Source organism: Streptomyces sp. NPDC043427 (assembly GCF_056436655.1).
Genome location: NZ_JBWKCC010000046.1, coordinates 43,417 through 55,354 on the forward strand (window position 1 = coordinate 43,417; position 11,938 = coordinate 55,354).

Consider the following 11,938-nt stretch of genomic DNA (forward strand, 5'->3'; position numbering starts at 1 on the left):
TTTCCTTTCACACAAGGGTCAGGCGTGGGGTGATGGGGTCAGGTCACTTGCCGGGCCAGCGCGGCGCGAAGCCGGAGGTGAGCTCGGTGCGGTTGTGACGCCACTTGGGCTCTTTGTTGACCGAACGGTTGGTGATGGCGCGCAGCGTGCGCACCAGCGGGCCGTAGGTGGAGGAGGCGAGGGCGGAGGAGACGCTGGCGCCGGGCGGCTCGTCCATGAACGGCATGAACTTGTCGGGGAAGCCCGGCATGGTGCAGCCGATGCAGATGCCGCCGACGTTGGGGCAGCCGCCGATGCCGTCCATCCAGCCCCGCTTGGTGACGTTGCAGTTGACCACGGGGCCCCAACAGCCGATCTTCACCTGGCACTTGGGCGAGTTGTAGTCCTTGGCGAAGTCACCCTGCTCGTAGTACGCGGCACGGTCGCAGCCCTCGTGCACGGTCTTGCCGAACAGCCAGGTGGGACGCAGCTGTTCGTCGAGCGGGATCGGCGGGGCCATCCCGGCGGCCTGGTAGAGCAGCCAGGTCACGGTCTCCATGAAGTTGTCGGGCTGGACCGGACAGCCGGGCACGTTGACGATGGGCAGCCCGCCGGCCGAACGGAAGTCCCAGCCGAGGTAGTCGGCGAGGCCCATGCAGCCGGTGGGGTTGCCCGCCATGGCGTGGATACCGCCGTACGTGGCACAGGTGCCGACCGCGATGACGGCGAAGGCGCCGGGAGCGAGCCGGTCGATCCAGGTGTTCAGGGTGATGGGCTCGCCCGTGCGGCGGTCGTTGCCCATCGAGGTCCAGTAGCCCTCGCCATTGATGCGCTCGTTGGGGATGGAGCCCTCCACGACGAGGACGTACGGGGCGCCGAGTTCACCGTCGGCGGCCTGGTGGAAGGGCCGGGTGAAATCGTCGGCGCTGTCGTACGAGAGCACCTTGTTGTGCAGTACGACCTTGGGCAGGCCCGGAATGGCGCCGAGGACGACGTCCTCCAGACTGGGCAGCGATGCGGCGGTGACCGAGATGGTGTCGCCGTCGCAGCTCATGCCCTCCGAGGTCCACAGGATGTGAACTTCCTCCACGGCCGCGGGGGCCTGGGTGTCGGTGCTCATGGGATCCCTTCCTTGCGGCGTCCCCCGCAGCAGGCTGACATAGCACGCAATCACGCACCATTCGGACACTCCGTTCGGAGGTGGTCCGGTGTCCCGTTCGGCCGACGCTTGCGGACGAAGGCGGAGCGCAGGGCGTGGTAGGGGGCGGCCGGGTCGTCGAAGACGGCACGCATGCGCTCCAGCTCTGCGGCGCGGTAGGCGCGCAGGGGGCGTACGGCCTCATCGCGCTCGCGTGCGGCCTTCTTGGCGCCGAGTCGGGCGGGAAGGCTCGCGGAACGGGCCAGGCGGTCGGCCATTCGGGTGATCGCGCCCGCGAACTCGGTGGGTGCGCAGTCGATGACCTGGTCCACCAGGCCGAGCGAGTGGGCCGAGGCCGCGCTGAGCGGCAGGGCGTCCTCGGTGAGGCGGGCGGCGACCACCGGGCCGACCTTGCGGGGCAGGGTGTAGGTCCAGTACTCGGAGCCGTACAGGCCCATCAGGCGGTAGTGCGGATTGAGGACGGCGCCCCGGCGGCACCACACCTCGTCCGCGGCGAGGGCCAGCATCGCGCCTCCCGCTGCCGCGTTACCGGGCAGGGCGGCGATCACCAGGCGGTCGGTGGTGGTGAGGATTTCCTCGACCAGGTCGTCGATGGCCTCGATGTTGGCCAGGGATTCGGCGGCGGGGTCGGGGGCGGCTTCGATGGTGTTGAGGTGGATGCCGTTGGAGAAGAAGTCTCTTTTGGCGCCGAGGAGGATCACGTCCGTCGGGCGGGTGCGGGCGTGGCGGTAGGCGGTGAGGAGTCTGCGGCACTGGGCTGTGCTCATGGCGCCGCCGGGGAAGCGGAAGGTGAGGTGGCCGACTGTGCCTTGTTCCTCGTAGTGGATGTCGGAGTAGCTTCCGCATGAGGGAATTCGGGTGCGGGTTGCGGGGGGCTGGTCGCGCCCACGCGGCGGAGCCGCACATGTCACAGCCCCGCGCCCCTCAAGTGCCGACTTCGCCGGCAACTTGAATGTCGCCGGGCCCCCGGGGAGGCGTTTCGTTCTCAGTTCCGGGATCCATACCGCGCCGTCCGTTGTGGCTCGGCAGATTGCTCCGTTGTGGGTGGCCAGGAGTTCGCCCGGGGTGCCTTTGAGGTGGGGTTCGGGGTGGCCGCCGTGGAGGTACCAGTCGGCGCCCAGGAAGGTGTCCAGGACGCCCGGCTGGGAGTCGGCTGCGCGGAGTTTGCGGAGGACCGTGGTGGTGGGGTCCGTGTGCCAGTCGATGCGGCGTTCCGCCTGGGTCAGGTACGGCTGCCAGGTGTGCGTGGGGGGTGTGACGGGGGTGAAGGTGCCGGAGGCGAAGCGCTCGACGGCCAGCAGGACCGCTCGTACGGCGGCGTCGGCCAGCTCACCCCGGTAGAGGTCGCTCTTGCCGACGTCCGGGGGGATGGTGAAGTCCGCCGACGCCCAGACCGGTCCCGCGTCCATCTCGGCGACCGCCTGGAGGACCGTCACGCCCCAGCGGTCGCGGCCTTCCTGGACGGCTCGGTCGAGGGAGGACGGGCCGCGGTCGCCGGGTGGGCCAGGGTGGACGATCAGGCAGGGATACGCCGACCAGACCTCTTCCGGGACGGCGGTCGTCAGCATGGGGGCGATCAGGAGGTCGGGCGCGTGGTGGCGCACCGCGTCGGTGAGTCGCCGGTCGTCCCCGAAGGCCAGTTCCACGGCGACCGGGTGCCCCACATCGCGCAGTTCCGCGTGGACCCGCTGGGTGAGGCTGTTGAAGGCGCTGGCAAGAAGCAGAATCCGCATCACGCGGTGATGCTGCCCGTAGACCGCGGTACGGGGCGCGAGGCGCGCCCCCGGGGATCGCGGGCTTGGGCCGGGCGGGGGAAAACACCTGCCGTCCGCGTTGGCGTGCGGCTGTGGCGCTGTGGCCGTGCCTACCGTGGCCGACCATGCACGAGCTGTCGATCGCTGCCGCCGTCGTGGAGAGCGCCGAGGAGGTCGCCCGGGAACACGGGGCGGACGCGGTGGCGGGCGTGACGCTGCGGATCGGCGAACTGGCCGGTGTGGTCCCGGACGCACTGCGCTTCTCCTTCTCACTGGTCGCCGAGGGCACCGCACTGCACGGCGCGGAACTGGTCATCGAAGAGGTGCCGGCCCGCGCCCGGTGCGGCGGCTGCGACGCGCGCTTCGACGTGGGCTCGCCGCCCGCGCTGTGGTGCCCGCACTGCGACACCGCGGCGGCCGAGCTGCTGACCGGGCGGGAACTGGAACTGGCGGAGGTACGAATGGCAGGGAGCCCGTGATGTGCCGCAGCGTCGACGTACGGACGGCCGTACTGGCCAAGAACGACGGTCTGGCGGCGCAGCTCCGCGCCGACCTGGCGAAGCGGCGGGTGACCGCCGTCAATCTGCTCTCCAGTCCGGGCAGTGGCAAGACCGCGCTGCTCGAACTGGTGCTGCGCCGGTCCCTGGAGCGTGGCGTGGCCGTCGCCGCTCTCACCGCGGACCTGGCCACGGAGAACGACGCCCGTCGCCTCGCGCGCTCCGGAGCGCCCGTGAAGCAGGTGCTGACCGGCGGGCTGTGCCATCTGGAGTCGGCGCAAGTGCGCGGGCTCCTCGAGGGCTGGCTGCCGGACGCGACCCGGCTGCTGTTCGTGGAGAACGTGGGGAACCTGGTCTGCCCCGCCTCCTACGACCTGGGCGAGACGCTGCGCGTGACGCTCATGTCGGTGACGGAGGGCGAGGACAAGCCGCTGAAGTACCCGACCGCCTTCGGAGCCGCCCAGCTCGTGGTGCTGACGAAGACGGACCTCGCCGACGCCGTCGGCTTCGACGGGGTCGCCTTCACGGAGGCCGTGGAGCGCGTCAACCCGGGAGTGGAGATCCTGCACACCTCGGCCCGTGACGGGCAGGGCGTCAACCTCCTCCTCGACCGCGTCCTCGCCGTGGCGGACGGAGACGCACCGCACGTCCCGCTGCTGGCGGCGGACCATCTGCGCGCGCACGGCCATGATCACGGGTCCGGTCACGCCCATGACCACGACCACGGGCACCCCTCGTCCCAGCCCACCACCGCGTGACCGCCACGACGGCGACCGCGCAGGGCGCGGAACGGCGGCGGGTGACCGTGCGCGGGACTGTGCAGGGCGTGGGGTTCCGGCCCTTCGTGCACCGGCTGGCCGGGGAGTTGGGCCTCGCGGGGCACGTCCGCAACGGTGCGGAGGGCGTGGTCGCCGAGGTGGAGGGCGCCCCCGAGACCGTGGCCGAATTCTGCCGGGCCCTGACCGAGCGGCCGCCGCCTCTGGCCGACGTCCAGGAGGTGGCGTACGAGACCGTTCCGGTCGTCGGTGCGGCCGGTTTCGTCATCCAGTCCTCCGAGGGCGACGGCCCGGGCCGCACGCTCATCCCGCCGGACACCGCCACCTGTGAGGACTGTCTGCGGGAGCTGGCGGACCCGGCGGACCGGCGGCACCGGCACCCCTTCATCACGTGCACGCACTGCGGCCCCCGCTTCACCATCTCCACCGCTCTCCCCTACGACCGGGCGACGACCACCATGGCCGTCTTCCCGCTGTGCACGGCGTGCGCCACCGAGTACGCGGACCCGGCCGACCGGCGCTTCCACGCGCAGCCGGTGGCCTGCCACGACTGCGGGCCCCGGCTGCGACTCACCGTCCCCGGCAGCCGTCCGTACGACGGTGAGGTGGCGCTGGCGGAGGCGCGGCGACTGCTGGCGAGGGGCGCTGTGCTGGCCGTCAAGGGGCTCGGGGGCTACCACCTGGCCTGTGACGCCGGTGACGAGCGGGCCGTTGCCGCTCTGCGCTCGCGCAAGGAGCGCGGCGGCAAGCCATTTGCCGTGATGTGCGCGGACCTGGCGGGGGCGGAGCGGCTGGCCCACATCGGTGCGGAAGACCGGGCGGTGCTGACGAGCCGTCGGCGGCCGATCGTGCTGCTGCGCCGGCGCGAGGGGGCCGACGGGCTCGCCGAAGGGGTGTGTCCGGGCAGTCCGGACGTCGGCGTGATGCTGCCGTACACCCCGTTGCACCGGCTGCTGTTCGGGCTGCCGGGCGATCCGCCGGGCCCGCGGGTGCTGGTGATGACCAGCGGGAACCGTTCCGGGGAGCCGATCGTCAGCGACGACGCCGAGGCGGTGGAGCGGCTCGCCGGGATCGCCGACGCCTGGCTGGGCCACGACCGGGTCATCGAGGCGCCCTGTGACGACTCCGTGGTGCGCGTGCGGCCGGACGGGGGCGGCGAGGTCGTACTGCGCCGGTCGCGCGGGCATGTTCCGGAGCCGCTCGCGCTGCCCGTTCCCGTCGCTCCGGCCCTCGCGGTGGGCGGTGACCTGAAGAACGCCCTGTGCCTGGGGGCCGAGGACCGTGCCTGGTTCTCCCCGCACATCGGTGACATGGGCGACCTGGCCACCGTACGGGCCTTCGAGCGCGCGGCGGGGCGGCTGCGGACGCTGACGGGGATCGAGCACGGGCTGCTGGCAGCCGATCGGCATCCGGGGTACCACTCGGCCCGCTGGGCGCGGCGGGCCTCGGAGTCGGATGGGCTTGCGCTGCGGCTGGTGCAGCATCACCACGCTCATGTCGCGTCCGTCATGGCCGAGCACGGGCTGGACGGTGGCGCGCGCGTCGTCGGCGTCGCCTTCGACGGCACCGGGTACGGCGACGACGGGGCGGTGTGGGGCGGGGAGGTGCTGGTCGGTGGCTACGCCGGCTTCCACCGCTTCGCCCATCTGCGGTACGCGCCGCTGCCCGGCGGTGACGCGGGCGTGGCCAACCCGTGCCGGATGGCGCTGGCGCGGTTGAGTGCGGCGGGGTTGCCCTGGGATGCCGACCTGCCCTGCGTCGCGGCATGCACGGCTCAGGAACTGCGATTGCTGGAGCAGCAGTTGGCGCGTGGGACGGCCTGTGTGCCGACCTCGTCCATGGGGCGGCTCTTCGACGCGGTCTCCTCGCTGGTGGGGATCTGCCATCGGGCCCGCTATGAGGCGCAGGCCGCGATCGAGCTGGAGGCGGCCGCGGTGCTCGCCTGGCCGGAGGAGACCGGGGCGTACGCCTTCGCCGCCGGCCTGGATCCGAGGCCGGTGCTGGGCGCGATCGTCGCCGATCTACGGCGCGGGGTGCCCGTCCCGGTGATCTCCGCCCGATTCCACCGCGGGGTCGCGGCGGCCGTGGCGGACGTCTGCCGGCTCGCCCGCCGTGAGACGGGGGCGGAGGTGGCGGCGCTGTCGGGCGGGGTGTTCGCCAACGCTCTGCTCGACGCCGCGTGTGCCGCGCTGCTCGCGGCGGACGGGTTCACGGTGCTCCGCCATCGGCGGGTGCCGCCCAACGACGGTGGTCTCGCGCTCGGCCAGCTGGTCATGGGCGCGTGGACAGATCGTTCCGAACGACAAGGAGGACGCTGATGTGCTTGGCGGTACCCGGCCGTGTGGTCGGGATCGAAGACCGGGACGGCACGCCCATGGCGCGGGTCGACTTCGGCGGCGTGGTCAAAGAGGTGTGCCTCGCCTACGTCCCTAAGGCCCAGGTGGGCGAGTACGTCATCGTCCACGTCGGTTTCGCGTTGCAGCGGCTGGACGAGGAGTCGGCTCGCTCCTCGCTGGAGCTGTTCGAGCAACTAGGTCTGCTGGAGGAGGAGTTCGGCGACGCGTGGGCGCGCGCCGAGGCGGAGGGGACTGCCCCCGAGCCCGCCGGTGAGGAGGGCGTGCGATGAAGTACATCGAGGAGTTCAACGACCCGGAGCTGGCCCGGCGGCTGCTGGACGAGATCCACGCCACGGTCACCCGCCCCTGGGCGATGATGGAGGTCTGCGGCGGGCAGACCCACTCCATCATCCGGCACGGCATCGACCAACTCCTCCCGGACGAGGTCGAGTTGATCCACGGGCCGGGTTGTCCGGTGTGTGTGACACCGCTGGAGATGATCGACAAGGCGCTGGCGATCGCGGCCCGCCCGAACGTCGTGTTCTGCTCCTTCGGCGACATGCTGCGCGTGCCCGGCACCGGCCGTGACCTGTTCCGGGTCAAGGGCGAGGGCGGTGACGTACGGGTGGTGTACTCGCCGCTCGACGCCCTGGAGATCGCGCGCCGCGAGCCGGACAAGGAGGTCGTGTTCTTCGGCATCGGCTTCGAGACGACGGCCCCGGCCAACGCGATGACCGTCCACGAGGCCCGTCGGCTCGGCATCCGCAACTTCAGCCTGCTGGTGTCGCACGTACGCGTTCCGCCGGCGGTAGAGGCGATCATGACGGCGCCCGAGTGCCGGGTCCAGGCTTTCCTGGCGGCCGGCCACGTGTGCAGCGTGATGGGCACCGCCGAGTACCCGGAGCTGGCCGAGCGCCACCGGGTGCCGATCGTGGTGACCGGCTTCGAGCCGCTGGACATCCTGGAGGGCGTGCGCCGTACGGTCCGGCAGCTGGAGCGCGGCGAGCACCGGGTGGAGAACGCCTATCCGCGCGCGGTGCGCGAGGCGGGCAATCCTGCCGCGCTGCGCATGATCGAGGAGGTCTTCGAGGTCACCGACCGGGCCTGGCGCGGCATCGGCGTGATCCCGGACAGCGGCTGGCGGCTGTCCGAGGCCTTCCGGGAGTACGACGCCGAACACCGCTTCGACGTCGGCGACGTGAGGACGGTCGAGTCCCCCGAGTGCCGCAGCGGCGAGGTGCTGCAGGGGCTGATCAAGCCCAACGAGTGCCCCGCCTTCGGCACGACCTGCACGCCACGCACCCCGCTCGGCGCCACGATGGTCTCCAGCGAGGGTGCCTGCGCGGCGTACTACCTGTACCGGCGACTGGAGGTGGCCCCCGTTGGCTGACACGGATACGGTCGTCGACCCCGCGAACTGGTCCTGCCCCGCTCCCCTGCGCGACCATCCGGTGGTCGTGATGGGCCACGGGGGCGGCGGCGCGCTCTCCGGCGAACTGACGCAGCACCTGTTCGCGGCGGCGTACGGCAACGAGACACTCGCCGCGCTCACCGACTCCGCCGCCGTCGAACTGGGCGGCGCCCGCCTGGCGTTCTCCACCGACTCCTATGTCGTACGCCCGCTGTTCTTCCCCGGCGGCAGCATCGGCGACCTGGCCGTCAACGGCACGGTCAACGACCTGGCGATGAGCGGCGCCCGGGCCGCCTATCTGTCGACGGCCTTCATCCTGGAGGAGGGCGTCGAACTGGACGTGGTGGGCCGGGTCGCCCAGGCGGTGGGCGCGGCCGCCTCCGCCGCCGGGGTGACGGTGGCGACCGGGGACACCAAGGTCGTCGAGGCGGGCCACGGCGACGGCGTGTACGTCAACACGTCCGGCATCGGCCTGATCCCGGCCGGTGTCGACATCCGTCCGCAGCGGGCGACGCCGGGTGACGTGGTGATCGTCAGCGGGCCGATCGGGGCGCACGGGGTGGCGGTGCTGAGCGTGCGCGAGGGACTGGGGTTCGGCTCCGACGTCGTCAGCGACACCGCGCCGCTGGGTGGGCTGGTGGCCGCGATGCTGGACGTCACGCCGGACGTGCATGTGCTGCGCGATCCGACGCGGGGCGGGCTCGGGACCTCGCTGTGCGAGATCGCCGCCGCGTCCGGCACGGGTGTCGTGCTCACGGAGAGCGCGGTCCCGGTGCCCGACTCGGTGGCCGCGGCCTGCGGTTTCCTCGGGCTCGACCCGCTGTATGTCGCCAACGAGGGGCGCCTGGTGGCCTTCGTACCGCCCGAGCATGCCGACGCCGTCCTCGCGGCGATGCACGCCCACCCGCAGGGCGCGGGCGCCGCCGTCATCGGTACGTGTGTGGCCGACCATCCGGGCATGGTCGTCGCCCGGACCGGCCTCGGCGGCACCCGGGTCGTGGACCTGCCTCTCGGTGAGCAACTGCCGCGCATCTGCTGAGCGGTGCGGACGAGGCCGTGCGGCCGACGGGGAGAGGTGTCCCGGTCGCCGCACGGCTTCGTCCCTGCTTCGGGGAGGTCGCCGGCCGGACCGTGCGGTTGCGGCCTGCCCGCCTCAGCCCTCGTCGCCCGCTGCATGGGCGTCTTTCGCTCGTTTCCACCGCCACAGCGCCCAACTCCGGTGGTCGTCGTCGAATCCGGGGCCGAGGGGGCCGACCCGGCCGATGGCCTCTTCGGTGCGCGGGTCGTCGCGTCGCGCGAGGCCGTAGGCGGCCTCCAAGCGTACGAGTTGGTCGTCCTCGTCCAGCAACGCGGCCAACGCGTCGGCTGTGGGGGGCGAGTGGTCGTGGGATGCGGCCAGTGCCGCCGCGGTGGCCGCGCGCACGGCGGGATCCGGGTCCCGCGCCAGCGACAGCACTGCCTGGGTCAGCTCCGGCGTGGGGGTGTCGCACGTGGCGGCGACCGCGCACGCGCTGCTCCGTACGCCCGGGTCCGGGTCCCGTATGAGGGTGAGCAACGCGGTCCGGGCCTCAGGGGTGAGCGAGGTGCCGCGGGTGGGGAGGATGTACGGCACTTCGCGGCGCACTCGGGGGTCCGGGTGGTCCGCGTGGCGGAGAGCGGTCGCTTCCAGGCCGGGGTGGTCGTGCTTGGTGAACGTGTCGAACAGCCTGGCGAGGACCGCGCCGTCCGTTTCCTCGGCCGCCCAGGTGGCGATGAGCTCGCAGTCCGCCTTCGCGAACCGGCCGCGGTCCGGCGGGGTGACCGACCTGACCCACAGGAACCACGCCACGAGAAGGCGACGGGCCGGGTCGGGGTGGTGGCGGTGGGCCGTCACGGCCGACCAGGTCTCCCTGCTCGGGCGCTGGCCCAGTACGGACCAGGCCGCCGACCAGTCCACGTGGTCCTCGTACGGCTGCGCGAGAGCGCGGGCGATGATTTCGTCCACGGGGGTCAGGACGCGGAAAGCCCACTCCAGGACGGTCAGAACGGCACCGTGTCCGGCACGAACGGTGAGTCCGCCGAGGGACACCTCGTCGACGTGGTCACACTCGTCGTCCTCGACCCGGACCGTCACGGCGGGGCCCTGCGCGCCGGTCCTGCGCCGCAGCTCCTCGGCCGCGCCCGTCTCGTACCAGCTCCGGGCCAGGTCGAGGAGCCGCTCACGGTCGGCCTGGGCGATCCGCAGCCGGGGCTCCTTGCCCAGCACCGCCGAGACGATCGCCGGGGAGCCGCCGTCGACGGCACGCCACAGCGGGGTCGTCCCGTCCGGCAGTACTCGGTCGGGGTCGGCGCCGCCCTCCACCAACGCGGCGGCGACCGGCTGGTCGTAGGAGGCCACGGCCACGCACAGCACCGGCAGTCCGTCGCCGTCGTCCGTGTCCGGGTCCGCACCGGATTCCAGCAGGTTCCGTACCTCGTCGGCGTCCCCCGCCCGGACCGCCGACACGAGCCGGCCGGCCGCTGCGACTTCTCCCATACCACCCCTTGTGCCGTGTCGAGTGCCCTTGCCTACAACAGATCACATCACTCGATGATCTGTCAGATGGATTCCTGGGCCAGGGCGGGTCCGGTCAGGCCGTCAGCGCTTCTACGCGGCGCACCACCCCACGGCAGAACACGCCGATGCCGTCGGGGTCGTCGATGAACTGGTTCGGCTTGACGCAGAACGTCGTGAAGCCCTGTGCCAGTTGTTCGGAATGCCCGCGAGGGCCGCGCCGAGGTCGGCCGTGGAGTGGTCGTCGGGGAAGGTGGCCCGGGCGCCGCCGATCATCTCCAGTTCGGTGACGTCCCGGCCGGCCGCTGCCATCGCGTTCTTGAGCAGGTGCATGTCCTGTGGGCTCGGGCGGCCCAGGGGGTGGAAGCCGTGGCCGTACCGGACGAGCCGGCGCAGGACGGAGCCGTGCAGGCGCTGCCCGCCGAACCAGAGGCGCGGGCCCTCGGGGCGGTACGCCTTGGGTTCGAAGTAGACGGTGGCGGACGAGATGCGCCTCCTGATCCCGGACCGGGAACCGCGCCGCGACCTGTACGACCTGGTGCGAGCGTACCCGGCCCGCCAGGGCAAGGGCCTGCGGCCACGCTCACGGTCGCGGCCTGCGTGGCCTTCGGCGGACGTGCCCAGGACGCCGCCCGCGGCGCGGCGATGCTGGAGCTGTTCCACAACGCCTTCCTCGTCCACGACGACATCGCGGACGAGTCCACGCACCGCCGCGGGCTGCCCACGCTCCACACGGCGCACAGCGCGGGACTCGCGGTGACCGTGGGCGACGCGCTGAACTTGCTCGCCGTCGACACGCTGGTGTCGAACCTGACCACGCTCGGCCTGGCCCGCACCCTCGGCCTGATCCGGGAGACGCTGCACATGTGCCGGGAGAGCGTCGAGGGCCAGGCCATCGAACTGGGCTGGATCCGGCACCACGAGGTGCCCGCCGACGACACGGCGTACCTCACGATGAGCAGCAAGAAGACCGGCTGGTACACCTGCATCAGCCCCTGCCGGATCGGCGCCGTGTGCGCCGGCGTCACCGACCCGGCCGTGCTCGACCGGTTCGACGAGGCGTTCCGGCTGATCGGCATCGCCTCCCAGATCCAGGACGACGTCCTCAACCTCGTCGGCGACGAGGCCCTCTACGGCAAGGAGGTCCTCGGCGACCTCTGGGAGGGCAAACACCGCCGGCCTCCCTCTGACGTGGCTGCGGTCGGCCGCCGCCCGGGTGTCGGACACCTTCGAGGGCGAGTGGTCCCGCCGACCGTCACCGCGGCGGATGATTTGCCGCAGTTGGAGAGCGGCAGATACCTGTACCAGGGCGTCCTGCTAGGGGCGTGGCAGGCGTGCTGTCTGCTGCTGGTGGCCGGGGCGCGTTCGCCCGAGTGAGCGTCTCGAGTGGTGGGATCGGTGTGGCTGTTTGACGGTGGATCACGTCAAGACCGGGTCCGTTCAGCTGACGCCATGTCGGCTGCCCGGCCATGACGGAAGGACTACCCATGCGT

The 11,938-nt window shown here is 72.1% G+C and carries 10 protein-coding genes and 1 pseudogene; 7 read left to right on the plus strand and 4 right to left on the minus strand.

Annotated features, from left to right (window positions below; genetic code table 11):
• Positions 1 to 43: 43 nt before the first annotated feature.
• Entirely contained in the window at positions 44 to 1,099 is a 1,056-nt protein-coding gene (locus AC067M_RS43320; RefSeq protein WP_478702502.1) for an NADH-quinone oxidoreductase subunit B family protein, read from the minus strand.
• Positions 1,100 to 1,149: 50 nt separating this feature from the next.
• Positions 1,150 to 2,871 carry an enoyl-CoA hydratase-related protein gene (locus AC067M_RS43325; protein ID WP_478702511.1) on the minus strand — a complete coding sequence of 574 codons (1,722 nt, stop codon included), beginning with the start codon at positions 2,869 to 2,871 and terminating at the stop codon, positions 1,150 to 1,152.
• 146 nt (positions 2,872 to 3,017) lie between these two features.
• Here AC067M_RS43325 and hypA point away from each other — a divergent pair, with 146 nt between their 5' ends.
• The 6 genes from hypA to hypE all read left to right on the plus strand — a co-directional run bounded on the left by hypA (position 3,018) and on the right by hypE (position 8,951).
• The gene (gene hypA, locus AC067M_RS43330) at positions 3,018 to 3,371 is read left to right on the plus strand and encodes a hydrogenase maturation nickel metallochaperone HypA (RefSeq protein ID WP_478702503.1); all 354 of its coding nucleotides are present in this window, start codon (positions 3,018 to 3,020) and stop codon (positions 3,369 to 3,371) included.
• Complete coding sequence (gene hypB, locus AC067M_RS43335) at positions 3,371 to 4,147, plus strand: hydrogenase nickel incorporation protein HypB (RefSeq protein WP_478702504.1); 777 nt, start codon at positions 3,371 to 3,373, stop codon at positions 4,145 to 4,147. The genes hypA and hypB overlap by 1 nt, the downstream gene beginning before the upstream one ends.
• A complete protein-coding gene (hypF, locus tag AC067M_RS43340) occupies positions 4,144 to 6,483 on the plus strand; it encodes a carbamoyltransferase HypF (RefSeq protein WP_478702505.1) in 2,340 nt (779 codons plus the stop codon). The genes hypB and hypF overlap by 4 nt, the downstream gene beginning before the upstream one ends.
• Positions 6,483 to 6,791, plus strand: a complete 309-nt coding sequence (locus AC067M_RS43345; RefSeq protein WP_478702506.1) for a HypC/HybG/HupF family hydrogenase formation chaperone — start codon at positions 6,483 to 6,485, stop codon at positions 6,789 to 6,791. The genes hypF and AC067M_RS43345 overlap by 1 nt, the downstream gene beginning before the upstream one ends.
• The gene (gene hypD, locus AC067M_RS43350; protein ID WP_478702507.1) at positions 6,788 to 7,891 is read left to right on the plus strand and encodes a hydrogenase formation protein HypD; all 1,104 of its coding nucleotides are present in this window, start codon (positions 6,788 to 6,790) and stop codon (positions 7,889 to 7,891) included. Before AC067M_RS43345 ends, hypD begins: the two co-directional genes overlap by 4 nt.
• Positions 7,892 to 7,961: 70 nt before the next feature.
• Entirely contained in the window at positions 7,962 to 8,951 is a 990-nt protein-coding gene (gene hypE, locus AC067M_RS43355) for a hydrogenase expression/formation protein HypE (RefSeq protein ID WP_478702512.1), read from the plus strand.
• Positions 8,952 to 9,065: 114 nt separating this feature from the next.
• Here the strand turns inward: hypE and AC067M_RS43360 are convergent, their stop codons facing one another.
• Positions 9,066 to 10,427: a HEAT repeat domain-containing protein gene (locus AC067M_RS43360; RefSeq protein ID WP_478702508.1), complete on the minus strand. Its 1,362-nt coding sequence runs from the start codon at positions 10,425 to 10,427 to the stop codon at positions 9,066 to 9,068.
• 94 nt (positions 10,428 to 10,521) lie between these two features.
• A pseudogene (locus AC067M_RS43365) lies at positions 10,522 to 10,919 on the minus strand (F420-dependent oxidoreductase); the annotation flags it as partial.
• Between the two features lie 126 nt (positions 10,920 to 11,045).
• Between AC067M_RS43365 and AC067M_RS43370 the strand changes: the two are divergent.
• Positions 11,046 to 11,822 (plus strand): polyprenyl synthetase family protein, encoded by a 777-nt coding sequence (locus AC067M_RS43370; RefSeq protein ID WP_478702509.1) that lies wholly within the window; start codon positions 11,046 to 11,048, stop codon positions 11,820 to 11,822.
• Positions 11,823 to 11,938: the final 116 nt, after the last annotated feature.

What these genes read in the sequence shown, in the direction of transcription:
- AC067M_RS43320 (WP_478702502.1), bottom strand. Translation starts at nt 1,099, where the DNA reads ATGAGCACCGACACCCAGGCCCCCGCGGCCGTGGAGGAAGTTCACATC.
- AC067M_RS43325 (WP_478702511.1), bottom strand. Translation starts at nt 2,871, where the DNA reads ATGCGGATTCTGCTTCTTGCCAGCGCCTTCAACAGCCTCACCCAGCGG.
- hypA (WP_478702503.1), top strand. Translation starts at nt 3,018, where the DNA reads ATGCACGAGCTGTCGATCGCTGCCGCCGTCGTGGAGAGCGCCGAGGAG.
- hypB (WP_478702504.1), top strand. Translation starts at nt 3,371, where the DNA reads ATGTGCCGCAGCGTCGACGTACGGACGGCCGTACTGGCCAAGAACGAC.
- AC067M_RS43345 (WP_478702506.1), top strand. Translation starts at nt 6,483, where the DNA reads ATGTGCTTGGCGGTACCCGGCCGTGTGGTCGGGATCGAAGACCGGGAC.
- hypD (WP_478702507.1), top strand. Translation starts at nt 6,788, where the DNA reads ATGAAGTACATCGAGGAGTTCAACGACCCGGAGCTGGCCCGGCGGCTG.
- hypE (WP_478702512.1), top strand. Translation starts at nt 7,962, where the DNA reads ATGGGCCACGGGGGCGGCGGCGCGCTCTCCGGCGAACTGACGCAGCAC.
- AC067M_RS43360 (WP_478702508.1), bottom strand. Translation starts at nt 10,427, where the DNA reads ATGGGAGAAGTCGCAGCGGCCGGCCGGCTCGTGTCGGCGGTCCGGGCG.